At 66.2% G+C, this 22257-nt stretch carries 21 protein-coding genes; 8 read left to right on the top strand and 13 right to left on the bottom strand.

Annotated features, from left to right (window positions below):
- Positions 1 to 79 precede the first annotated feature (79 nt).
- The 7 genes from ACUCV3_RS25015 to ACUCV3_RS24985 all read right to left on the bottom strand — a co-directional run bounded on the left by ACUCV3_RS25015 (position 80) and on the right by ACUCV3_RS24985 (position 6331).
- Positions 80 to 718, bottom strand: coding sequence for a LutC/YkgG family protein (locus ACUCV3_RS25015; RefSeq protein ID WP_048936818.1), 639 nt, complete (start codon positions 716 to 718; stop codon positions 80 to 82).
- Entirely contained in the window at positions 715 to 2130 is a 1416-nt protein-coding gene (locus ACUCV3_RS25010) for a lactate utilization protein B (protein ID WP_048936817.1), read from the bottom strand. The genes ACUCV3_RS25015 and ACUCV3_RS25010 overlap by 4 nt, the downstream gene beginning before the upstream one ends.
- Complete coding sequence (locus ACUCV3_RS25005) at positions 2127 to 2885, bottom strand: (Fe-S)-binding protein (protein WP_482241306.1); 759 nt, start codon at positions 2883 to 2885, stop codon at positions 2127 to 2129. Before ACUCV3_RS25005 ends, ACUCV3_RS25010 begins: the two co-directional genes overlap by 4 nt.
- A complete protein-coding gene (locus tag ACUCV3_RS25000; protein ID WP_482241305.1) occupies positions 2882 to 3853 on the bottom strand; it encodes an alpha/beta hydrolase in 972 nt (323 codons plus the stop codon). Before ACUCV3_RS25000 ends, ACUCV3_RS25005 begins: the two co-directional genes overlap by 4 nt.
- Entirely contained in the window at positions 3850 to 4656 is an 807-nt protein-coding gene (locus ACUCV3_RS24995) for a rhamnogalacturonan acetylesterase (RefSeq protein WP_482241304.1), read from the bottom strand. The genes ACUCV3_RS25000 and ACUCV3_RS24995 overlap by 4 nt, the downstream gene beginning before the upstream one ends.
- Before the next feature lie 65 nt (positions 4657 to 4721).
- The gene (lra1, locus tag ACUCV3_RS24990) at positions 4722 to 5486 is read right to left on the bottom strand and encodes an L-rhamnose 1-dehydrogenase Lra1 (RefSeq protein ID WP_004209342.1); all 765 of its coding nucleotides are present in this window, start codon (positions 5484 to 5486) and stop codon (positions 4722 to 4724) included.
- Between the two features lie 17 nt (positions 5487 to 5503).
- Positions 5504 to 6331 carry an IclR family transcriptional regulator gene (locus ACUCV3_RS24985; RefSeq protein ID WP_004209343.1) on the bottom strand — a complete coding sequence of 276 codons (828 nt, stop codon included), beginning with the start codon at positions 6329 to 6331 and terminating at the stop codon, positions 5504 to 5506.
- A gap of 134 nt (positions 6332 to 6465) precedes the next feature.
- On the opposite strand from ACUCV3_RS24985, the gene rhmD reads away from it, so the two are divergent.
- Genes rhmD through ACUCV3_RS24945 form a run of 8 tightly spaced genes read left to right on the top strand, consistent with a single transcriptional unit; the run spans position 6466 to position 13301 of the window.
- Entirely contained in the window at positions 6466 to 7686 is a 1221-nt protein-coding gene (rhmD, locus tag ACUCV3_RS24980) for an L-rhamnonate dehydratase (RefSeq protein WP_482241303.1), read from the top strand.
- Between the two features lie 27 nt (positions 7687 to 7713).
- Entirely contained in the window at positions 7714 to 8571 is an 858-nt protein-coding gene (locus tag ACUCV3_RS24975) for a 2,4-didehydro-3-deoxy-L-rhamnonate hydrolase (protein ID WP_063976044.1), read from the top strand.
- On the top strand, positions 8568 to 9317 hold the full coding sequence (locus tag ACUCV3_RS24970; RefSeq protein WP_097385001.1) for an SDR family NAD(P)-dependent oxidoreductase: 750 nt from the start codon (positions 8568 to 8570) through the stop codon (positions 9315 to 9317). The genes ACUCV3_RS24975 and ACUCV3_RS24970 overlap by 4 nt, the downstream gene beginning before the upstream one ends.
- On the top strand, positions 9260 to 9496 hold the full coding sequence (locus ACUCV3_RS24965; RefSeq protein ID WP_313228658.1) for a hypothetical protein: 237 nt from the start codon (positions 9260 to 9262) through the stop codon (positions 9494 to 9496). Before ACUCV3_RS24970 ends, ACUCV3_RS24965 begins: the two co-directional genes overlap by 58 nt.
- On the top strand, positions 9493 to 10395 hold the full coding sequence (locus ACUCV3_RS24960) for an amidohydrolase family protein (protein WP_482241302.1): 903 nt from the start codon (positions 9493 to 9495) through the stop codon (positions 10393 to 10395). Before ACUCV3_RS24965 ends, ACUCV3_RS24960 begins: the two co-directional genes overlap by 4 nt.
- Entirely contained in the window at positions 10392 to 11456 is a 1065-nt protein-coding gene (rhaT, locus tag ACUCV3_RS24955; protein WP_482241301.1) for an L-rhamnose/proton symporter RhaT, read from the top strand. The genes ACUCV3_RS24960 and rhaT overlap by 4 nt, the downstream gene beginning before the upstream one ends.
- Positions 11456 to 12496 (top strand): glycoside hydrolase family 43 protein, encoded by a 1041-nt coding sequence (locus ACUCV3_RS24950; protein ID WP_482241300.1) that lies wholly within the window; start codon positions 11456 to 11458, stop codon positions 12494 to 12496. Before rhaT ends, ACUCV3_RS24950 begins: the two co-directional genes overlap by 1 nt.
- Positions 12483 to 13301: an alpha/beta hydrolase gene (locus ACUCV3_RS24945; RefSeq protein ID WP_482241299.1), complete on the top strand. Its 819-nt coding sequence runs from the start codon at positions 12483 to 12485 to the stop codon at positions 13299 to 13301. Before ACUCV3_RS24950 ends, ACUCV3_RS24945 begins: the two co-directional genes overlap by 14 nt.
- Before the next feature lie 25 nt (positions 13302 to 13326).
- Here the strand turns inward: ACUCV3_RS24945 and ACUCV3_RS24940 are convergent, their stop codons facing one another.
- The 6 genes from ACUCV3_RS24940 to ACUCV3_RS24915 all read right to left on the bottom strand — a co-directional run bounded on the left by ACUCV3_RS24940 (position 13327) and on the right by ACUCV3_RS24915 (position 22240).
- Positions 13327 to 14376 carry a LacI family DNA-binding transcriptional regulator gene (locus ACUCV3_RS24940; protein WP_004209352.1) on the bottom strand — a complete coding sequence of 350 codons (1050 nt, stop codon included), beginning with the start codon at positions 14374 to 14376 and terminating at the stop codon, positions 13327 to 13329.
- A 46-nt stretch (positions 14377 to 14422) separates the two neighbouring features.
- Positions 14423 to 15388, bottom strand: coding sequence for a glycoside hydrolase family protein (locus ACUCV3_RS24935; RefSeq protein ID WP_278394187.1), 966 nt, complete (start codon positions 15386 to 15388; stop codon positions 14423 to 14425).
- Entirely contained in the window at positions 15385 to 16575 is a 1191-nt protein-coding gene (locus tag ACUCV3_RS24930; RefSeq protein ID WP_482241298.1) for an SGNH/GDSL hydrolase family protein, read from the bottom strand. The genes ACUCV3_RS24935 and ACUCV3_RS24930 overlap by 4 nt, the downstream gene beginning before the upstream one ends.
- A gap of 29 nt (positions 16576 to 16604) precedes the next feature.
- The gene (locus tag ACUCV3_RS24925) at positions 16605 to 18119 is read right to left on the bottom strand and encodes an MFS transporter (RefSeq protein ID WP_017500972.1); all 1515 of its coding nucleotides are present in this window, start codon (positions 18117 to 18119) and stop codon (positions 16605 to 16607) included.
- Between the two features lie 108 nt (positions 18120 to 18227).
- Positions 18228 to 20660 carry a glycosyl hydrolase 115 family protein gene (locus ACUCV3_RS24920; RefSeq protein WP_482241297.1) on the bottom strand — a complete coding sequence of 811 codons (2433 nt, stop codon included), beginning with the start codon at positions 20658 to 20660 and terminating at the stop codon, positions 18228 to 18230.
- Positions 20660 to 22240 carry a rhamnogalacturonidase gene (locus tag ACUCV3_RS24915; protein ID WP_482241296.1) on the bottom strand — a complete coding sequence of 527 codons (1581 nt, stop codon included), beginning with the start codon at positions 22238 to 22240 and terminating at the stop codon, positions 20660 to 20662. Before ACUCV3_RS24915 ends, ACUCV3_RS24920 begins: the two co-directional genes overlap by 1 nt.
- Positions 22241 to 22257 lie beyond the last annotated feature (17 nt).

Genomic DNA, 22257 nt, shown 5'->3' with positions numbered 1-22257 from the left:
CGGAAATCTCCATCTAAACTTTGCGGAAGCTTATAACGGCGCAGGCGGCGAATGTAAGCCTGTTTTCCCGGAATGTGGACTATTGTTCCGACATATGAGGAAAGTCGCCGCGTAACAGGATGACGTGCAGGAAACGAGGGCCATGGGCGCCGCGCACATAGGTACCCTCGATATCGGTCGTACCCGACACGCCGGTGACCCAATAATGGGCGCGCGGCTGCGGCCCGGCCAGCGGCGCTTCCTCCAGCCAGGGGGCGATGTCCGCCACGCGCAGCAGCACCAGATGGTGCAGGGTCAGGAAATTGGGCAGCATCGGCGCCTGCGGGCTGGTCTCGAAGACCAGCGACCCGGTCTCGGCAATCCCCTTGCGCGCGATCGCCAGCGCCGCCGCTTCGTCGGGCGCGGCGCCCTGATGCAGGGCAAAGCCGCTCCAGTCGCAGCCCGACAGGCGCGGGTCGGGCGGCAGGCACAGCGCGCGCGCCTCGCCCTGCGCGTCCAGATAGCGCGCGACCGCAGCGGGCAGATCCGATATCGTTTCGATAACGTCATGACTGGCGCTGACGCTGGGCAGCGCCAGCCGCGCCAGAAATTCCGCCTCGACATGGGCGACATCGACCGCCGGCCGTTCCGGCGTGCCGAGCAGCGCCGCAGCCTCCGCCGCTATGTCAATGTCGCTGTCATCTTTCAGCCGACTGAGGATGGCTTCGCGCGCATTCATCGGCCGTTTTCCTTGCGATATTGCTCCATGAAGGTCTGCGCCGCCGGCTTGGGCATGTCGCGATAGCGGGTCCAGCCGCCCGCCAGAGGCAACTTGCTGATCCAGCCCTTGCTGCCCAGTAGCCGCATCGCCCGCACCGCCATGCTGGTGCCGATCCGATAGAGCCGTGGCCGGGTCGCGACCCAGGCCCATAGGCCCAGCCCCGCGCGCAAGGATTGCGGCTCCAGCCCCTCGCGCCAGCTCTTCTCCCGCCAGCCGCGCAGCAGCGTCGGCAGCGGGATGCGCACCGGACACACTTCCTGGCACTTGCCGTTCATGGTGCAGGCATTGGGCAGATCGCGGCTCTGCTTCAGCCCGTCCAGCACCGGGGTCAGCACCGCGCCCATCGGCCCCGGATAGGTGCCGCCATAGGCATGGCCGCCAATCTGCCGGAACACCACGCAATGGTTCATGCAGGCGCCACAGCGGATGCAGCGCAGCATCTCGGCCAGCCCTTCCTCGCGCATCTGGGTGCGGCCATTGTCGACCAGCACGATATGCATCTCTTCCGGCCCGTCCCGGTCGCCGGGGCGCTTGGGGCCGGTGTAGAAGGTCGTGTACTGGGTCAACGCCGCGCCGGTCGCCGACCGCGCCAGCATCCGCAGCATATGCACGGCATGGGGCATGCTGGGCACGATCTTCTCGATCCCGGCGGTCACGATATGGACGCGCGGCGGGACGAGCGACAGCTCGGCATTACCCTCATTGGTGACAGTGCAGATCGCGCCGGTGTCGGCGATCAGGAAATTGGCGCCGGAAATGCCGACATCCGCGCCCAGCATCTGCGTGCGCAGCTCGCGCCGCGCGCTTTCCGCCATAGCGGCGATCGTCTCTTCCTCATGCGGCGTGCGATGCTTCGCCTTGAACAGGGCGGACACCTGCTCGCGGGTCTTGTGCATCGCCGGCCAGATGATGTGTGAGGGCCGCTCGTCGGCCAGCTGGATGATATGTTCGGCAAGGTCGGTCTCGACCCGGCCGATGCCCGCTTCGGCCAGCGCATGGGGCAGGCCGATCTCCTCGCCCAGCATCGACTTGGAGCGGGCGACGCTCTTGGCCTTCGCCGCCTTGCACAGGGCGATGACGATGTCGCAGGCCTCGTCGGCGGTGCGCGCCCAATGGACCTTCGCCCCGGCGGCGATGGCGTTCGCCTCGAACTGCTCCAGATAATGGCCCAGATGGGCGACGACATGGTCCTTGATCGCCGCCGCACGGGTGCGCGCTGCCTGGAAATCGGGAAAGGCGTCGACCGCGACCGCGCGCTTGGCCTCGGCCGTGCCTGCCGTCCGCTCGACCGCGACCTTCAGGATGCGGTCGGCCAGCGCCGCGTCGGCGCGGTCCTTGAAACTGGTCGCTTCGGCCGGTGCGCCGCTCATGCCTCTTCCCCGATCGCCGGGCCATCGCCCATGCCGGCGATCAGTTCGATCGCGTGGAACGCCCGCACCTTGCTGCCCTGGCGGTTGAGCTTGCCCGCCATGTTCATCAGGCAGCCGAGGTCGCCGGCCAGCAGCAGGTCGGCGCCGGTCGCCTCGATCGCGTCCGCCTTCTCGCCGACGATCGCGTTGGAAATCGCGGGATATTTGACGCAGAAGGTGCCGCCGAAACCGCAACAGGTCTCCTCGCCCGCCAGCGGCGTCAGCTCCAGCCCGGCGATCGGCTTCAGCAACCGGCGCGGCTGCGCCTTGACGCCCAGCTCGCGCAGCCCCGAGCAACTGTCATGATAGGTCGCCTTGGCCTCCATCTGCACGCCCTCGGGCTTCCACCCGCATATCTCGTCCAGATAGGCCATGATCTCCCATGTCTTGGCCGCCACCGCCTGCGCACGCGGCAGCCATGCGGGATCATGCTCGAACAGCTCTGGATAATGGCAACGGATCGTGCCGCCGCACGACCCCGACGGCACCACCACCGCTTCATAGGGTTCCAGCGCGACGATCGTCTGTTTCGCCAGCGCGATCGCATGATCGGTGTCGCCGCTGTTGAGCGCCGGCTGGCCGCAACAGGTCTGGCCCTCGGGCACGATCACGTCGCAGCCCGCCGCCTCCAGCGCGCGGATCGCGGCAAAGCCGATGCGCGGGCGCATCATGTCGACCAGGCAGGTGACGAACAGGGCAACCTTATGCTGGGTCACACGCCATGCCTCTTGGCAAAGGCCAGGAACAGATCGGGCCAGGGCGCGGCTGATTTGGCCTGGGCCGTGATGCCGAAGCCATGGCCGCCATTTTCGAACAAATGGCATTCGGTCGGGATCTTCTGCGCCCGCAGCGCCGCCAGCATGGCGATGCTGTTGTCGACCGGCACCGCCGGATCGTCGATCGCATGGGCCAGGAACACCGGCGGCGTCTGCGCGCTCACATCCTGGTCCAGCGAATAGGCACGCATCCGTTCGGGCGAAGGATTCTCGCCCAGCAATTGCGTGCGCGACCCCTTGTGGACGAACGGCCCCTCCATCTGGATCACCGGATACATATAGGCGGCGACGGCGGCCTTGATCGGCTCGCGATCGGCGGCATCGACCGGCTTGTAGCTTTCCACCGGCGTCCGGCTGGTCAGCCAGGCGGCCAGATGCCCGCCGGCCGAAAAGCCGATCACGCCGACCCGATTGGCGTCGAACTTCTCCTTGCCCGCCAGGCTGCGCACCAGCCGCAGCGCGCGCTGCGCATCCTGCAGCGGCGCTTCGGCCCCGGCGGCCCAGCCATCGGCGGGCAGGCGATAGAGCAGCACGAAGCAGACATAGCCCGCCTCGGCAAAGCGGCGCGCGATCGAATAGCCCTCATGGCCGATCGCCACCCGGCTGTATCCGCCGCCGGGGATCAGCATGATCGCCGCGCCATTGGGCTTTGCCGGCCGCAACAGGGTCAGGGTCGGGGTGACGATATGGGCGAACACGCCATCGTCCGGCCCGCTGTCGGGCCGGCGCAGCGTCTCCACTTCCTTCACCGTCACATGCTCGCTGCCCGGCGCCTTGCCCGGCCAGATCGGAAAGCGGACAAACCCCTGGGACAGCGGAAAGCTCTGCGCCAGCGCGTCGCCCATCGGCGCAAGCGCGGCAGCAACGGCAGCACCGGTCAACAGGCCGCGACGGTCAAGCATGGTCATTGGCATTCGGTCCTTCCCAGCGGCGTGGTCCGCTTGAGCGCCGGCCGGCTCGTCAGCACTTTGGCCGAAATCGGCAGGTTCAGCGCCTTGAGGCCGCCGGCGACCAGATCGGCGACATTGCGCGCGCCCAGTTCGCTGAAATGGGTATCGTCGTCGATCCCCTTGGGGAAGCCGGGCATCTTGTCCTCCGCCTTGTAGTGGAGGAAATAGGCTTTCGCCTTGTCCGGCCCGGCCCGGTCGACCCAGGCGCGCGACAGCGCTTCCAGATCGATGATCGGCACATGGGCGCTCGCCGCCAGTTCGCGCATCACGGCGGAATATTCGGCGAAGTCGGCCTTGGCCTTGCCATCGGCGCCAAAGCTGCGCCGCGTCACCGGCGTCACCAGCACCGGCGTGCCGCCCGCGCCGCGCACGTCCCAGATGAAGCGCAGCAGATTGTTGCGATAGTCGGTCTGCGCCGGCGCCCAGCGCTGCGGCTTGGCGCGATAGGCGTCATTATGGCCGAACTGGATCAGCACCGTGTCGCCGGGCATCAGCTCGCTCATGAGTTTGATCCAGCGCCCTTCCTCGATGAAGGTACGGGTCGACCGGCCGCCCATCGCATGGTTGGACACCCGCACCTCGGGCGCCAGGCCGCAGCCCAGCATCATGCCCCAGCCGGTCTGGGGATAATTGCCCTTCTTGTAATTGGCCGCGGTCGAATCGCTGGCGATCAGGATCGTGTCGCCCGGCTGCGTCGCCAGCGCCGGCAGGGGCGTGGCCAGCAGGGCGAGGGCGGCGGCGGCTTTGGTGGCGATCCTCATCGGCGATGTCCTGTTTCCTGAATACCGTCATCCCCGCTTTCGCGGGAATGACGGCGCTCAATATCTTATTGCAGGTTCACATACATGCCGCCGTCGACCAGCAGCGCTGCGCCGGTGACATAGGCGGCCATGTCCGACGCCAGGAAGACGATCGGCCCGGCCAGGTCTTCGGGTGCGCCCAGGCGGCCGAGCGGCGTGCGCTTTTCCATATATTCGCGCTTCTCGACATCGGCCAGGTCATCCTTGTTGATCTCGGTCAGGATGGTGCCGGGCAGCACGCTGTTGCAGCGGATGCCATATTTGCCCAGTGCAATCGCCGTCGACTGCATCAGCGAATGCACGCCGGCCTTGGTCGGGGTGTAGTGCGTCTGAAATTCGCCGCCGACCAGTGCGGAGATGGAGGAGACCGCGACGATCGACCCGCCATGGCCCTGCTTCACCATCTGCTGCGCGGCCGCCTGCACCATGAAATAGGCGCCGTGCAGATTGACCTTGAAGGTCCGCTCCACCACGTCGACCGGCATGTCGAGGAAGCCGTGGAACGGGCAGATGCCGGCATTGCTGACCATCACGTCGACCTTGCCGAACGCCTCGACCGCCTTGGCGACGAAGTCCTGCGCGGTCTGCGGATCGGCGACATCGCCCTTCACCGCGATCGCGCGCTGGCCCAGCGCCTCGATCTCGGCGACACAGCTGGCGGCCGGGCCGTCGCTATGGGCATAGTTGATGACGACGTCGGCGCCATGCTGGGCGGCGCCGATGGCGGCCGCCCGGCCGATGCCGGTCGATGCGCCGGTGACGAGGACGGTCTTGCCTTCAAGCAGCTTCATGCGAGCATTTCCTTGGATTAGCGCCGCACCGGGCGGCGGGGGGATTTGACGCCGGGGGTCCAGCCCAGGTCGGCGCTGACCTTCTGCGCGGCGGCACGGACCTCGTCGCTCAGCGATGCCATGCGCTCATCGTCCATATATTGGGCGGCGCTCGACAGGCTGATTGCGGCGACGATCGCGCCCGACGCATCGCGGATCGGCGCGGCGACGCAGCGTATCTGGTCCTCATTCTCTTCCAGGTCGAACGCGCGCCCCGCCGCGACATAGCCGCGCATCCGCTCCAGCCATGTGGCCGGGTCGGCATCATGGGTGCCGTTCTCCCGCTCGCTTTCCAGCAGCCGGGTCCAGCCCGCCTCCGGGTCGTCCAGCATCAGCGCCTTGCCCAGGCCCGTCGATGTCAGCGGATGGCGATCGCCGATCCGGCTCGAAATCTCGACCCGGCGGCGGCCGGGAATCTTGTCCAGATAGAGCGCCTGGTCGCCGTCCAGCCGGCCCAGATGCACCACATCCTCGCTCGCGGCGGCCAGCGCTTCCAGATGGGGGCGGGCAATCTGCACCACGTCGGCCTGGCTCTGCGCCAGGAAGCCGAGCTGCAGCAGCTTGGGGCCAAGCTGATAGCCCTCGCGCGGCAGGAAGGTCAGGAAACCGCGCTCGACCAGCGCATTGGCCAGGCGATGGGTGGTGGAGCGCGTCAGGCCCATGCGCTCGGACAGGTCGGCGAGCTTCACCGGCCCGTCGATCACCTGGTCGAGCAGGTCCAGCCCGCGCTGAAGGGTCTGCGACCCCTGCGTCTTCGACTTTTCCTCTCGCGGACCCGATTCCGGGTTTGACGTATTTTGTCTCATCTACTAACACTCTATCCCACAAAATGAGAAAAACAAGGGTGTAGGAGAGGCTGGACGCGATTCTTCCCCTCAATTGCCCCACGTTGTGCGCATTTTGTCCATATGGTGGAAGTGTTATTGCCCATCCCCTTGCGATGGGTCTGGCCCAAGGGAGTTTCAGCGTGCCCATCGTGACGTTGCCGAAGATCAAGCATGTCCGCGCCTTCACCGTGCGCGGCGGCGGTGCCGATTATCATGACCAGGGCGAAGGCCACTGGATCGACGATCACATCGCGACGCCGATGTCGAAATATCCCGAATATCGCCAGTCGCGGCAGAGCTTCGGCATCAATGTGCTCGGCACCTTGGTGGTGGAGATCGAGGCGGAAGACGGCACCGTCGGTTTCGCCGTGACGACCGGTGGCGAGCCCGCCGCCTATATCGTCGAAAAGCATCTCGCCCGCTTCCTCGAAGGCCGGTCGCCGACCGACTATGAGAAGATCTGGGACCAGATGTATTTCTCGACCCAATATTATGGCCGCAAGGGCCTGGTCATCAACGCCATCTCCGGCGTCGACCTCGCGCTCTGGGATCTGCTCGGCAAGCTGCGCCAGGAACCGGTCTATCATCTGCTCGGCGGCGCGGTCCGCGACGAACTGCAATTCTACGCCACCGGCGCGCGCCCGGACAAGGCGAAGGAATTCGGCTTCATCGGCGGCAAGATGGCGCTGCACCATGGCCCGGCCGAAGGCATTGAGGGCCTCAAGAAGAATATCGCCGAACTGGCCGACATGCGTTCCAAGGTCGGCGATGATTTCTGGCTGATGTGGGACTGCTGGATGGCGCTTGACGTCGACTATGCCACCCGCCTTGCCATCGCCGCGCATGAGCTGGGTCTCAAGTGGATCGAGGAAGCGATCAGCCCGGACGATTATTGGGGCTACCAGCAACTCAAGCGCAACGTGCCCAAGGGCATGCTGGTCACCACCGGCGAGCATGAAGCGACCCGCTGGGGCTTCCGCATGCTGATGGAAATGGATTGCTGCGACGTCATCCAGCCCGACGTCGGCTGGTGCGGCGGCGTGACCGAATTGCTCAAGATCAGCGCGCTCGCCGACGCCCATGGCAAGATGGTCGTGCCGCATGGCTCGTCGGTCTACAGCTATCATTTCGTCATCACCCGCCACAACTCGCCCTTCGCCGAGTTCCTGATGATGCATCCGGGGCCGACGGAGGTGGTGCCGATGTTCCACCCGCAATTGCTGGGTGAACCGGTGCCCGAAAATGGCCGCATGAAGGTGACCGCGCTCGACAAGCCGGGCTTCGGCGTTGACCTGAACCCCGACATCGCGATGCACCGTCCCTATACCCACTGATCGCCTGAACAGAGAAAGACTGATCCCATGAAATTTGTTCGTTTCGGCCAGCGTGGCCAGGAAAAGCCCGGCGTGATCGATGCCGAGGGCAAGATTCGCGACCTGTCCGGCGTCGTCGCCGACCTGACGATCGAGAGCCTCGCCGCCGCCAAGGGCGTCGACGTGGACTCGCTCCCCGTCGTCGATGGCGACCCGCGCTATGGCGTGCCGGTCAAGGGCATCGGCAAGATCGTCGCCATCGGCCTCAACTATGAGGACCATGCGATCGAATCCAACCTGCCGATCCCGACCGAGCCGATGATGTTCATGAAGGCGCTGTCGTCGCTCAATGGCCCCAATGACGAAGTGATGCTGCCCAAGGGTTCGACCCATGGCGACTGGGAAGTCGAACTGGGCGTCGTCATCGGCGAAACCTGCCGCTTCGTGTCGGAAGAAGACGCGCTGTCGAAGGTCGCGGGCTATGTCCTCGTCAACGACGTGTCGGAACGCTTCAACCAGAAGCAGCGCGGCACCCAGTGGAGCAAGGGCAAGGGCCATGACACCTTCTGCCCGGTCGGCCCCTGGCTGGTGACCGCCGACGAAATCGGCAACCCGCAGGATCTCGACATGTATCTCGACGTCAATGGCGATCGGATGCAGACCGGCAACACCAGGACGATGATCTTCAACGTCGCCCAGCTCATCTCCTATGTCAGCGAATATATCACCCTCTACCCCGGTGACCTGATGATCACCGGCACCCCTCCGGGCGTGGGCGAGGGCAAGAAGCCCGAAGCCGTCTACCTCAAGGCCGGCGACGTCATGGAACTGGGCATCGCCAAGCTCGGCAGCCAGAAGCAGAATGTCGTGGAATGGCGCCACCTGGGTGACGAGGTGCTCGGATGAGCGTCTTTTCCGGACGCTATGAAGGTCGCTGCGCCATCGTCACCGGTGGCGCATCGGGCCTGGGCAAGCTGGTTGCCAAGCGCATCGTCGAAGAAGGCGGCAAGGTGGTCCTGTGGGATCTGAATGCCGACGCCCTCGCCGCTGCTAGCCAAGAAGTCGGCGCGACCCATGTGGTTGCGCTCGACGTCTCCGATCAGGCCGCCGTCGCCGCCGCCGCCAAGGCCAGCGCGGATGCGCTGGGCAAGATCGACGTCCTCGTCTGCTCGGCCGGCATCACTGGCGCGACCGCCACGGTGTGGGACTATCCGGTCGACAGCTGGCAGCGAGTGATCGACATCAACCTGAACGGCCTCTTCTACTGCAACCGCGAAGTCGTGCCCTTCATGCTCGAAAACGGCTATGGCCGGATCGTCAACCTCGCCTCGGTCGCAGGCAAGGAAGGCAATCCCAACGCCAGCGCCTATTCGGCCAGCAAGGCCGGCGTCATCGGCCTCACCAAGAGCATCGGCAAGGAACTGGCGGGCAAGGGCGTGATCGCCAATGCCCTGACCCCGGCCACCTTCGAAAGCCCGATCCTGGAACAGCTGCCGCAGAGCCAGGTCGACTATATGCGCTCGAAGATCCCGATGGGCCGGCTTGGCCTGGTCGAGGAATCGGCCGCCATGGTCTGCTTCATGGCCAGCGAGGAATGCAGCTTCACCACGGCGTCGACCTTCGACACCTCGGGCGGCCGCACCACCTTCTGATCCAAGCCTATCCGCGGCGCGACCGGCCATTCAAGAGCCCGGCGCGCCGCGATTTACGCCAGTCTCCCCCGTTCGCCCTGAGCCTGTCGAAGGGCAGGCTGAGCGAAGTCGAAGCCTTCGCCACGCTCGGCCCGAACGGAAAAGAGGCTGCTGAACTGTTCATGGGAGAGGACGCATGATCCCCTTTGTCGATGCCCATATCCATCTGTGGGATCTCCATCATATTCGCTACGATTGGCTGAGCCCGCCCTTTTCGGACGATGGCCCCAATGGCAGCGTGGAGCCGATCGCCCGCAATTATGGCGTGGCCGACTATCGCGAAGACCTCGCCCGCTGGAACGTCATCGGCGCCGTCCATGTCGATGCCGGCGCGGCCGCGGACAGCGCGCTGCGCGAGACCCAGTGGCTCGACACGCTTGCCGCCGTCGACGGCCTCCCTACCGGCTTCGTTGCCTTCGCCGCCCTCAACGACCCGGATGTCGATGCGCTGCTGGCCGCCCAGGCCGCCCATCCCCGCGTCAGGGGCATCCGCCATATCGTCAACTGGCATGCCGATCCCCAGCGCACCTATGGCCCGGTCGACCTCACCGTCGATCCGCAATGGCAGGCGGGCTATGGCCTGCTCGCCAAACATGGCCTCTCCTTCGACCTGCAATGCTATCCGGGGCAGATGCCCGGCCTCGTCCCGCTGATCGAGCGGCATCCCGACATCCCGGTCATCATCAACCATATGGGCATGCCGGTGCTGACCGATCCGGATGGCCTCAACGACTGGCGCCGGGGCATGAAGGCGCTCGCCGCGCTGCCTCATGTCGCGGTCAAGCTGTCCGGCATGGGCTTCATCCGCCGCGACTGGACCATGGCGGGCATCGCGCCGCTGGTGCATGAGGCGATCGACATGTTCGGCGTCGATCGTTGTGCCTTTGCCAGCGACACGCCGACCGACAAGCTGTTCGGCCCGATCGACCGTTATATGGAATCCTATCACGCCATCGTGTCGGATTTCCCCGAAGCCGATCGCCGCGCCATGTTCGCCGGCAACGCCAATCGCCTCTATCGTCTGGGACTTGCGCTATGACCCCCAATCCCCTGCTCGGCGTTCTCTTCCACTGGCTCGGCGGCTTCGCCTCGGCCAGCTTCTATGTCCCCTTCCGTGGCGTGAAGCGCTGGAACTGGGAGATTTTCTGGCTCACCGGCGGCATCTTCTCCTGGGTGATCGCGCCCTGGTTCTTCGCCTCGGTCCAGACCAACGACCTGATGGGCGTGATGGCACAGGTGCCCTCATCCGTGGTCGGCTGGTGCATCTTCTTCGGCTTTCTCTGGGGCTTTGGCGGCCTCACCTATGGCCTTACCATGCGCTATCTCGGCCTCTCGCTCGGCATGGCGGTGGTGCTGGGCCTCTGCACCGTCTTCGGCACGCTGATCCCGCCGATCTTCGACGGCAGCTTCATGACGGAGATTGCCGGCACCTTGCATGGCCAGATCGTCCTGCTGGGCCTTGCCGTCACCGTGCTCGGCATCGTCGTCGTCGCCCGCGCCGGCGCCCGCAAGGATGCCGCGCTCTCGACAGAGCAGAAGGCGGCCGTCGTCGCCGAGTTCGATTTCAAAAAGGGCATCGCCGTCGCCATCTTTTCCGGCATCATGTCGAGCTGTTTCGCCTTCGGCCTTGCCGCCGGTGAGCCGGTCAAGGCGCTCTCGGCCGCCGCCGGCACTGGTCCGCTCTGGACCGGTCTTCCCACCCTCTGCCTCGTCATGTTCGGCGGCCTCATCACCAACGCGCTCTGGTGCGGCTGGCTGATCGCCAGGAACAAGTCGGCGGGCCAGTGGGCCGGCGCGCCCGATGCCTCGGGCCAGCGCCCGAAGCTGCTGCTCAATTTCCTGCTCTGCGCGGTGGCGGGTACGGCCTGGTATTTCCAGTTCTTCTTCTACACCATGGGTGAAAGCCAGATGGGCCGCTTCGGCTTCTCCAGCTGGACGCTGCACATGGCCTCGATCATCATCTTCGGTACCTGCTGGGGCTTTGCCTTCCGCGAGTGGAAGGATGCTGCGCCGGCGGTCCGCCGCATGGTGTGGAGCGGCGTCGGCCTGCTGATCCTCGCCACCCTCATCATCGGCTATGGCAACAGGCTGGCCAGCTGATGCGCCGCTGGCTCGCCGCCCTGCTGCTGACGCTCGCCGCCCCGGTGGCGGCGGCCGATGCGCCGCTGCTGACCTCGCATCTGCGCATCCATGACCCCTTCGTCGTGGCGGAACAGGCGAGCCGAACCTACTGGCTCTTCTCGAAGAATGACCCGGCCGTCACCGGCGATCCGCGCATCGGCATCATGGCCTATGCCAGCACCGACCTCGCCCATTGGCAGACACCCAGGCTGGTCTTCGCCCTGCCGAAGGACAGCTGGGCCAATGACGGCGGCTGGGCGCCGGAGGTGCATCGCTGGAAGGGGCGCTATTATCTCTTCGCCACCTTCCACAATGACAAGGCGGCAATCCCGGCCAGCGGCAAGCGCCCCAATTATCGCCGCGCCACCTTGCTGGCGGTGTCCGATCGCGTCGATGGTCCTTACCAACTTATCCACAAGGGTGAGCCGGTCACCGGACCTGATGCCATGACGCTCGACGGCAGCCTGTATGTCGATCCGGCCGGAAAGCCCTGGATGGTCTATGCCCATGAATGGCTGCAGATGGGCGTCGGCACGATGGAGGCGCTGCCGCTGAAGGACGATCTCTCGCCCGCCGGCAAGCCGCAATTGCTGTTCCGCGCCAATGAGGCCGACTGGGTGATTGGCCAGAAACAGCCCGAAGGGGACATGGGCTATGTCACCGACGGTCCCGAACTCTATCGCACCAAAAACGGCACCCTGCTGATGCTCTGGTCGAGCTGGGGGAAGGGCGGCTATGTCCAGGCGCAGGCCCGCTCCACATCCGGCACGCTCGCCGGCCCGTGGGAACAGCTTGGCCCGCTCATCATGCAGGACAGCGGCCATGGCATGCTGTTCCACAGCTTCGATGGCAAGCTGATGCTGGTCCTCCACCGCCCGTTCAAGCGGGCGATCGCCAAATTTTACGAAATGCGCGACGCCGGCGATCGGCTGGAGGTCGTGCGCGAGGCCGTGGAACTGGATGGCGAGGCCTATCCCACCCATGGCTGCCCGATGGGAGTATCCGATGCTCGCTGCTGATCTGGTCTGGCCGCTGCGCGATGCGCCAAGCGGCGCCTTCGCGCTGGAAGACGCCAATGCCGCGCCCGAACAGGCGGTCGTCACCGCCGTCGATCGCCCGGTGCTGCTCGGCTATGCGCCGGACCGGCCCAATGGCCGCGCCATGCTCATCCTGGGCGGCGGCGGCTATGTCGCGCTGATGGCCGGACGCGAAGGGGTTCAGGTCGCGCAATGGCTGACGTCGCTCGGCTATCATGCCTTCGTCCTCGTCCACCGCTTCCCCCATGCCGGCACCGGCCCGTCCGCGCCGCTCGACGATGCGCTTGCCGCGATGCGCATGATCCGCGCCTCCGGCCTGGCGCCCGATGGCGTCGGCGTCGTCGGCCTCTCCTCGGGCGGCCATCTCGCCACCTGCCTCGCCGCGCATTATCCGGCGGACTGGGGCGATGTCGCGCCACAGCGGCCCGATGTCATGGTGATCGGCTATGCGCCCATCTCCACCAATGCCAAAGGGCGCACCATCGTCGCCGACAAGCCGCCGCTGCCGCCGGTGGAAAAGCAGGCGCTCTACGACGCGCTTCAGCCCGACGCGCAACTATTGCCCGGCCCGCCGCCGGCCTTCATCGTCTATGCCGGAAATGATCCGGTGGTGCCGGTCGAAAACGCCCATCGCCTGGATCGCGCCTGGCAGGATGCGGGCGGCAGCGCGGAACTGCACATCTTCGCCGACGCCCCCCATGGCTTCGCGCTCGACACGCAGGATCAGCCGGTCTCGCTCTGGCCGCGCCTGTGCGAAGCTTGGCTCAGGCAGGTCGGCTTCCTGTAAACTTCGCTGTCACCTTCCGGCAATTCTAATGTCGTGAGGGCACGGCATCCGACTGGCGCCGGATCAGCTGATAATCCAGCTTCACCCGGCCCAGCGCCTCTTCGCCGGCGCCATCGTCCTGGCTGCTGAAATGGGCGCCCAGCAGGCCGATCGCCTCGCGCGCCATGTCGCGGATCGGCTGGCGGATCGTCGTCAGCGCCGGCCAGATCGCGCTCGCCAGCGGCGTGTCGTCGAAACCGCAGATGGTGATGTCGCCCGGCACGTTGATCCGCCGCTGATGCGCTACCGTGATCGCGGCGGCCGCCATATCGTCATTGCAGGCGAAGATGGCGCTCGGCGGCGTGTCGAGGCTCAGCAATTGCTCGGCTGCGTCCAGCCCCGATCGATAGGAAAAGTCGCCCGGCACGATCCAGCGCTCGTCCAGCCTTATCCCCCGGTCGGCCAGGCAGTCGCGAAAGCCCTGCAGGCGCCGGGCGCTGGCGCGGTGGCGGATATTGCCGGAGATGAAGCCGATCTGCCGATGGCCCAGGTCGATAAGGTGCCGGGTTAGGTCATAGGCGGCATGGCGGTCGTCGGTCCCCACCGCCAGCATGCCGGGCACATCGCCATCGGGCGCGATGCCGACCACGGCGATGTCACGCGCCTGCAACGCCTCGACCAGTTCGGCCCAGTCGCACAGCGGCGGCGGCAGGATGACGCCGGCAACATGCGCTTTCGACACCTGATCGACGATCTCCTTGGCAAAGGCGCCGGGCGCGCATTGCTCGACCACCAGATGCAGATGGCGCTGCGGCGCCTCGCCCAGCGCGCCGAGCAGCAGCTCGCCCAGATAGGCCGACGTCGTCGAATTGCTGTGCAGCAAGGCCACCCGCCGGTCGGCGCTGCCCACCAGCGCGCGCGCCGACGCATTGGGCACATAGCCCAGATCCTTGACCGCCTGCTCGACCGCCTGTTGCGACTTGGCGCTGACCAGCGCCTTGCCGTTGATCGCGCGTGACGCGGTCATCATCGACACGCCGGCACGGGCGGCGACCTCGCGGATCGTGGGCGGCTTCTTCTTCGCGGCTTTCTGCATCGCCGATCTTCCTAGCCGCTTTTACGGACAAGGAAAATCGCGGCGATCAGGGCTTTAGTCGTATATGCGCCGGCGCATCGCGATCGACGCTGACGATCCCGTCCTTCTCGGTCAGTTCGGCGATCTGCAGCACCGACCGGCGCTTCCAGTCGGGATTGGCCTTCGCCTCGTCCTCGCCCTCCTGATGGACGAAATAGATGATATAGGCCCGGTCGCCCGACACGATGATGTCGGGATGCTGGCCCTTGGCCCGGTCGGTCGGCGCCTTGCCCGGCGTCGCCAATATATAGTCCGGCTGGCGCGTCCAGTGCGTCCCGTCGTCGGAGCGCATCACCAGCAGCCCCTTCCACGCGTCGGAGATCAGCCAATATTTGCCCTTCCAGCGAAACGCCTTGGGCCCTTCGCCCGGCGTGTCGGTCAGCCGGTCCTTGACGCTCCAGTGGATGAGGTCGCTGCTGTCGGCGGTGCGGATTGCCTTGTTCATCCGCTCGTCGTTGAAGAACAGCCGATAGCTCCCGCCCGGCAGGGCGAGGACACTGGCATCGATCACCCGATCGGAGCCAAGGTCGAGCCGCTCGCCACAGGTCCAGCTCTTGAGGTCCGGGCTGGTCAGATGGACGATGAAGCGCGGCGCATTCCAGTCGCGATAGACGCCCGGCACCACCGTCAGCCACATATGCCACTGGCCTTCCAGCCACTGCACTTCGGGCGCCCACAGCGTCTCGCCGGTGCAACTGGTCGGGATCGTCGCGGTGCCGCTGTAGCGCCATTTGGCACCGTCCTTCGACCGCGCCGTGCCGATCGCCGTGCCATGGACCCAGCGGACATCCTTGGCGTCCTCCATGGGCAGGTCGGCGCGGCGATTGGTGTAGAACATCACCCATTCGCCGCTCTTGCGGTCATAGACGGTCGACGCATCAGCCGCGCCATCATGCACCGGATCGCGCAGTAGCGGCTTGGGTGCCACCGGCCCGCTCGCGGCGGCGGCCATCAACAGCAGCGACGCGATCATTTGAACAGCCTCAGGTCGAACGCATCGGCCATGACGCGGAAGCCTTCGTCATTGGGGTGCAGCGCGTCGCCGACATCATAGGGCTTGGCCATGCGCGACGGATCGGCCGGGTCGGCCACCGCCTTGGCCAGGTCGACAAAGCCGTCGGCCTCCTTGGTCGTGCGGATCCAGTCGTTGACGGCGATACGCACCGCATCCCCTTCGGCGCTCCAATAGCCTGCGCCCTTGTATGGCAGGATGGTCGCCAGAATGACCTTGATATTGCGGTCATGCGCCCGCGCGATCATCTGGCGATAGGCGCCGATCACCGTCTGCGGCGTCAGCATCGGACGCTTGTCGCGCGCCGCGCCGCCCAGATCATTCACCCCTTCCAGGATGACGACATGGGTGACGCCCGGCACCGCCAGCACGTCGCCGTCGAACCGCGCCAGCGCATTATAGCCGTCCGCCTCGCTCAGCAGCCGATTGGCGCTGATCCCGGCATTGGCGACGCCGACGCTCTTGCGGCCCGCCTTCTGCAGCCGTTCGGCCAGCAGGTCGGGCCAGCGACGGTTGCTGTCGGGAGTGGCGCGCACGCCATCGGTGATGGAATCGCCCAGCGTCACGATCGCCGTGCCGCGCTTGGCATTGTCGACCTCGACCGCCGAAATCACCACGCGCGGCCCGATGACGGTCGGGCTGGTCAGCGTCTCCGCCCCGGTCTGGTCGCCCGGCGCGGTCCAGGTCGTCGCCGCCGAATAGCTGTGGACGGTCGCATCCGCCGCGCCCTGCGGCAGATGGATGGAAATGGTGATGCGGGTCAGCGGCTTGACCGCGAGGTCGATGGGATCGCTCAGCAGCGGCGCGCGCGCGGGGATGGTCGCGCCCTGCGCCTGGTTGAAGGTCACGACATGGTCGCTGCCCGGCACGATCGCCCCATTCTCGCCGGCCAGCGCGACATGCACGCTGCCCACCAGCAGCGGATTGACCGACATCTCGTTCGACAGGCGGATGCGGATGCGCTGCCCGCCGCTCGACAGGCGCACGACCTGGCGGACGGTGCGGTCGTTGAGATCGGGATGCTTCTCGGGCGGGGCGCGGTTGACCAAGGGCGCCGCCATCCAGCTGCGCGACCAATATTGGGCCTGCGCCGGCGTCGCGGCGACCATCGCCAGCAGCGCCGCACCCAATAGCATCCTCTTGCCCATGTCCCTCTCCCTTATTGTCCGACCGGCCCTTATTGCGCGACCGGGTTGCGGCCCCACAGCTGGTCATAGCGCCAGCCCGACAGATCCTCGACCACTTCGGCCGCGACCGGCGACGTCGGCGTGCGCGCACCGCTGCGCAGATGCTCGATCTCGCGCATCAATATGTCGTGCGTCGCCGGGCTCAGGCGGAACTTGGTCGAAACCCAGATGCCCAGCCCCAGGCAGCCGACCGTGCCCACGCCCAGCAGCAGCGCCATGGTCAGGATCGCGCCATGGCTCTGTTCCGCCGCGCCCGACACGAAGCCGCCGGCCTGCATGATGAAGCCCACGCCAGCGACGGCCGCTGCCTGCGTCGCCTTGCGGACGAAGGTCATGACCCCGGCGAAGCTGCCCTCGCGGCGCTGGCCGGTCACGATCTCGTCGACATCGGCCATATAATTATAGGTCGCCCAGGGAATATAGTTGAGCGCGCCGCGGCCCAGGCCGCACAGGATGATCGGCAGCCAGATCCACGGGCTGGTCGCCGGCACGCCGGCAAACCACAGGCCGATCAGCGTCAGGCAGCCGACGGCGAAGTCGGCGGCGGCGACCTGATAGGCCTTGGCCGGCGACGCCCGCAGCGCCAGGTTGATGGCGATGATCACCGCCACGAACTGGACGATATACATGGTGCCCAGCAGGCCCGACGCGATCGCCGTCGATCCGGCCAGCGCGAAGATCACGAAGAAGGTGAAGGCCGCGTTGAAGATGTCCTGGCTGATATAGCCGCCCAGATACATGCCCAGATGCAGGCGGAAGGCGCGGATGCGCATGGTGGAAAACAGGTTGCGATAAAGCGCCTTCAACGCCTGTCCCGGCCCGCCCGCGCCGACCGGGTGCTGGCCGATCGCCTCGGCCGATCCGGGCAGATGCCGTTCCCAGCTGAACAAATAGAGCAGCCCCGCCGTCACCATGAACAGGGCGGCAAAGATGATGCCCATGTAGAAGAAGGTGTCGGCGCTGTCGCGGCCCAGCGCGTTGATCAGCCACAGCGGCAGGAAGCCCGCCAGGATTGCCGATGCCTGGCCGAACAGGATGCGCGACCCGGCGAACTTCGCCTTGGTGCGATAGTCGGTCGACATTTCCGCCGCCAGCGTCTCGAACGGAATGATCTCCATCGCATAGACCAGCTCGAACAGCACATAGCTGACCAGATAATACCAGAAGCCCTGACCCGGCAGCCACATCAGCGCGAAGCTCGGCAGCAGCGGGATCGCCGCCAGGATGAAGAAGCGACGGCGGCCGAACTTGCGGCCCAGCCAGGTGCCGCCGAAATGGTCGGAAATATAGCCGATCATCGGCGAGGCGAAGGCATCCAGGATGCGCGCGACGGCAAAGATGGTCGCCGCCTGCCCGGCGCTAAGGCCACAGAATTGCGTATAGAAGATCAGCACCCAGCCGGAAATGACCGCCATCGATCCCGCGCCCAGCACGTCGTTGGAGCCATAGGCGAGGTAATTTTGCAGGCGGACGGGACGCGCGGTGGATGGGGCAGTCTCGGGCAATTCAGGTCCTCCGCCTAGGGCAATGATCGGCGCTTGGGCTCTTGTTCTGACGCGCGCGGGCATATGAGATATATGCCACATAGTGAACGGCTATCACACGATATGAGACTAATGCAAGCCGCCATCCGCCTTTTCTGCGGTCGCTGGCACGAAGCGGACTGCCTCGATCAGCACGCCGGGATCGGCGCGCTCCAGCGTCACGACATGGCGCCCGCCGCTCAGTCGTTGCGTTAACGTCATGGTCGCGCGATTGTCCAGCACTCCCATCGCCCAGTCGCGACTGCCGGTCTCGCGCCGACTCTCCAGCGCCTGCGTCACGCCGTCGATGCCGATGGTCAGGTGCAGCGCGTCGCCATCCCTATCGGCATAGGTCGGCAGGATATCCACAAGCGCGGTCCACTCACCCGGCGGCAGGTCGACCGTCGCGCGGCTCGCCCCGGCCTTGGGGCCGGGCGCCAGCATCGTGCCATGACGGCCCAGCCCCTCCACGCGCGTCCATCCGGCGAATCGGTCCGGCGTCAGCAGCGGCAGGTCAGGGGCGGCCGCTTGCGCCTTTGCCGGCCCGGCCGGCGGCGCCAGCGCATCGATCGGCGGCAGGATCACCGGCGTCTGGCGATAGCTGCGCCATTGCCCGTCCGCCGGCTCCACCGCCATGATTCCGCGCCATTTTCCGCCCGCAAGTTCGCGGTTGTAATAGGTCGTCAACCTGTCAATTTCGCTGTCCGCTTCATGCGCGATCCTGCCGCGCCGCGTTGCCTCGGCCAGGTCGCTGTCGCGCAGCCGGTCATGCGCCTCGGCTGCGAAGAAACGCCGGTTGGCCGCCGCCGATGCCCGCACCGGATAGGCCAGCAATTCGTAGAAAGCGTCGCGCCGCTCGGCCGGGATCGTTGGCTCCACTTTCGCCGTCGCCGCCTCCATCGCCGCGAACGCCGCCAGCCGTGCATCCGCCTCGTCGATCGTCAGCGGGCTTTGCCGATACTTATCCACAGGCAGGTTCCACTGCAGATGCTCGGGCCGCCGGGCGAAATTCAGCCGGTGATAATCGCGCAAAATCCCCGCAATGGCGGGCGCCTGCGCAGCATCGACATTCTCCGCCGCCCAGTCTTCCACAAACTTATCCACAGGCTTTGCCCGCACCTTATCCACAGCCCAGGCGAGGCTCAGAAAATAGTCGGTGGCCAGCTCCGCCGGCTTCAAATCGCCGACATTGGCGACCCAGACCTGCCGTGCGCCGGCATCCCAGGCGCGGCCCATTTCCTCCCGGATCAGCGCCGGCGGGGTTGTGGATAACCATAGGTAGGAGAGCGGCGCACCCAGATAGGAGAGGTGATAATAGACGCCCGATCCGCCCTTGCGCGCCCGCTCGGCGGCATCGGGGAAGTGGCGGATATAGCCGAAATTATCGTCCGGCCACATCAGCGTCACATCGTCGGGCACCTTGAGGCCCGCGCGATAGACGTCCAGCACTTCCTTATAGGGGGTGAAGACCTGCGGGGCGTCCGCCGCACCGGCCCTGGCCAGCATCGCCCGCTGGTCGGCAAAGATGGCCTCCAGCGTGGCGCGCCGTTCCTCGACCGTCTTGGGCCCCACCATGCCGCTGTCATGGATGCCGCGCATTCCCAGCGTCCAGATGCTCTCATAACGGGCATTGCTGCGCACCCGCGCGTCCCAATAGCGCCGTACCCCGTCGGGGTTCTTCAGATAATCGAAATCCTCGGCCGGCGCGGTCCATTCGCCGACATTGTTGCGCAGCATCGGCTCGGCATGGCTCGACCCCATGATGATGGCATAGCGATCGGCCAGCGCCGCATTGGCCGGGTCGGCATTGAACGGCGTCGTCACCTTGTGCATCGCCGGCCACAGCAGATTGGCCTTCAGCCGCAGCAGCAGCTCGAATATCTGTGCATAAGTCTTTGGCCCCAACGGCTTCTCGCCGGGCGCATGCTTTCCCGCCGCCCAGGGCACCAGCCCCCAATCCTCGTCATTCAGGAAAATGCCGCGATATTTGACCGAAGGCGGCCCGAACCGCCGGGCATCCCTGGCGACATAGAGCGCGTCGCGATGCAGCGGCGTGACGTCCGCCCACCAGTGCCAGGGCGACACGCCGATCGCGCGCGACAGTTCATAGGCGCCATAGGCGGTGCCGCGCCGGTCGCTGCCGATGATCAGCAGCGCGCGGGCCACGCCGGGTGCAGGCCGCTCGACCGGCAGGATCAGGAAGCTCTCCCACGCGCCCTTCAGCTTCGCGACATCGATCCGCTTGTCCGCCACCAGCCGGTCGATCGCTTCACTATGCCCCAGCGTGCCGATCCACACCTGCGCCGCGCCGCCCTCCGCGGCCCCGGTGACCCGGCCAATATCCTGCTTCAGATCCTCGGCGGCGATCCGCACCACGGTGTCGTCGGCCGGGTCGGAGACGATCCGCGCCGCCTGCCCCTGGGCCACCAGCGGGAAATCCCCCCGCTGCGCCACCGACCGCACCCAGTCCGCCGCCTGCGCCGGCGTCGCGCCAAGCAGCAGCAGCGCCAGCCACCAGCGCATCAGAAACGCACCATGTTGGTTGTGTCGATCCGCCGGTCCGGCAGGTCGCGGATCGCGCTGCTGCGAAAGCCGGTCACATGCTCCAGCTGGAAGGCACCCGCGCCGCCCGGCATCTTCAGATAGGATCCGTCAAACCCCTCGACATGTTTCAGCCAGAAGGCCGGCCGCGCGTCCGCCGCCCGCGTCCGCACCTCGACATGGCTCAGGTCCAGATTGCGCGCATGACGGATGAAGAAGCCACTTGCCGGCAGGGGGCCGAACCGGTCGGGATCGGGATAATCCTCTTCCTTCGCCGGTGGGTCGATCGCGGCCATCGCCGCGTCGCCGCCGCCCGGCTGGTCGATGAAGATATTGCTGATCTGGACGTCCTCGACCGGATGACCGGCCACCCCCGCGATGATCGACGGCAGCATCGACCCGCTCTGGCAGGTGATATTGTCCATCAGCACCCGCCGCATCGATCCCACCGCCGCGCCGGCCGGCCCGCGCATCCGCCGACCCAGCCGCAGGAACAGGGCCGGGCTGTGACAGCCGCGCATGGCGATGTTGCTGATCGTCACATCCTCCATCACCGCGCCGTCCACCGTTTCCAGCGCCAGCCCCCAGCATTGGTCGAACACGCAATTGCTGATCGTGATATTCTTGAACCCGCCATTGCTTTCGGTGCCGCACTTGATCCGGCCCAGCAGCCAGGTGTCGCGATTGCGCGACAGCGGCCGGAACGTCCCGTCCAGCAGCGTGCCGACGACATAGGAGCCACTGACATGGCAATTGGTGATGGTCACATTCTCGGTCGCGCGGGGATAGCCCAGCGCATAGCTGGACTTGGGCACGATCGCGTCGTCATAGGGAGTATTGAGCGTGCAGTTGCTCACCCGCACATTGCGGCAGCAGTCGATGTCGAAGCCGTCGCGGTTGGTGTCGACGGTGAGGTTGTCGATCAGCAGATTGTCGACCCCGGTGGCCAGCAGGGCGAAATGCCCGCCCTCCAGAATGGAAAAGTCCCGCAGCGCGACATTGCGGCAGTTTTTGAGCGCGATCGCCTTGTTACCGACGCCGGGCAGTTCGGCGGCCGGCCGATCCGTGTCGGGATGCCCCCGGCTCAGCCCCTTGCCCCAGATCAGCCCGTCGCCGCAGATCGCGATATCATGCAGCCCCTCGCCATGGATCAGGCTGTTGCGCCAGTGATTATGGCCATAATCCTGATAGGGGGCGATCGCCGGATCCTGCGGCTCGGCCGCATCATAGCCGCCGCTGGCAAGGCCGGTCAGCGGCACCGACGCGGCCAGCAGTGTGGCGCCCCGGTCCAGCCACAGGGTGATGTTGCTCTTCAGGTGTATGGTATAGCAGGCATAGCGGCCGGGGGGCACATAGACGGTCCCGCCGCCGCGCTCCGCGGCAAAGGCGATCGCTCGGTCGATCGCGGGGCTGTCGATATGGCCACCATCGCCCTTCGCGCCGAAATCGCGGACATTGACGACGCCCTGAGGCAGGGCGCGGCCAAAGGCGGGCAGTGCCGCCAGCATGGATATGCCGGCGGCACCTTTCAGCAGGAAACGGCGATCGAACGGTCCTTCCATTTACCCCTCGATCCCCG

It is taken from the genome of Sphingobium sp. VMM, assembly GCF_056790315.1.
Note: the sequence above shows the minus strand (reverse complement) of the source record. Positions and strands in the feature narration are given on the sequence as shown.

Bases quoted from the DNA above. Each gene is read 5' to 3' on its own strand.
- ACUCV3_RS25015 (WP_048936818.1), bottom strand. From the start codon at position 718: ATGAATGCGCGCGAAGCCATCCTCAGTCGGCTGAAAGATGACAGCGAC.
- ACUCV3_RS25010 (WP_048936817.1), bottom strand. From the start codon at position 2,130: ATGAGCGGCGCACCGGCCGAAGCGACCAGTTTCAAGGACCGCGCCGAC.
- ACUCV3_RS25000 (WP_482241305.1), bottom strand. From the start codon at position 3,853: ATGACCATGCTTGACCGTCGCGGCCTGTTGACCGGTGCTGCCGTTGCT.
- ACUCV3_RS24995 (WP_482241304.1), bottom strand. From the start codon at position 4,656: ATGAGGATCGCCACCAAAGCCGCCGCCGCCCTCGCCCTGCTGGCCACG.
- lra1 (WP_004209342.1), bottom strand. From the start codon at position 5,486: ATGAAGCTGCTTGAAGGCAAGACCGTCCTCGTCACCGGCGCATCGACC.
- ACUCV3_RS24985 (WP_004209343.1), bottom strand. From the start codon at position 6,331: ATGAGACAAAATACGTCAAACCCGGAATCGGGTCCGCGAGAGGAAAAG.
- rhmD (WP_482241303.1), top strand. From the start codon at position 6,466: ATGGGTCTGGCCCAAGGGAGTTTCAGCGTGCCCATCGTGACGTTGCCG.
- ACUCV3_RS24975 (WP_063976044.1), top strand. From the start codon at position 7,714: ATGAAATTTGTTCGTTTCGGCCAGCGTGGCCAGGAAAAGCCCGGCGTG.
- ACUCV3_RS24970 (WP_097385001.1), top strand. From the start codon at position 8,568: ATGAGCGTCTTTTCCGGACGCTATGAAGGTCGCTGCGCCATCGTCACC.
- ACUCV3_RS24965 (WP_313228658.1), top strand. From the start codon at position 9,260: ATGCAGCTTCACCACGGCGTCGACCTTCGACACCTCGGGCGGCCGCAC.
- ACUCV3_RS24960 (WP_482241302.1), top strand. From the start codon at position 9,493: ATGATCCCCTTTGTCGATGCCCATATCCATCTGTGGGATCTCCATCAT.
- rhaT (WP_482241301.1), top strand. From the start codon at position 10,392: ATGACCCCCAATCCCCTGCTCGGCGTTCTCTTCCACTGGCTCGGCGGC.
- ACUCV3_RS24950 (WP_482241300.1), top strand. From the start codon at position 11,456: ATGCGCCGCTGGCTCGCCGCCCTGCTGCTGACGCTCGCCGCCCCGGTG.
- ACUCV3_RS24945 (WP_482241299.1), top strand. From the start codon at position 12,483: ATGCTCGCTGCTGATCTGGTCTGGCCGCTGCGCGATGCGCCAAGCGGC.
- ACUCV3_RS24940 (WP_004209352.1), bottom strand. From the start codon at position 14,376: ATGCAGAAAGCCGCGAAGAAGAAGCCGCCCACGATCCGCGAGGTCGCC.
- ACUCV3_RS24935 (WP_278394187.1), bottom strand. From the start codon at position 15,388: ATGATCGCGTCGCTGCTGTTGATGGCCGCCGCCGCGAGCGGGCCGGTG.
- ACUCV3_RS24930 (WP_482241298.1), bottom strand. From the start codon at position 16,575: ATGGGCAAGAGGATGCTATTGGGTGCGGCGCTGCTGGCGATGGTCGCC.
- ACUCV3_RS24920 (WP_482241297.1), bottom strand. From the start codon at position 20,660: ATGCGCTGGTGGCTGGCGCTGCTGCTGCTTGGCGCGACGCCGGCGCAG.
- ACUCV3_RS24915 (WP_482241296.1), bottom strand. From the start codon at position 22,240: ATGGAAGGACCGTTCGATCGCCGTTTCCTGCTGAAAGGTGCCGCCGGC.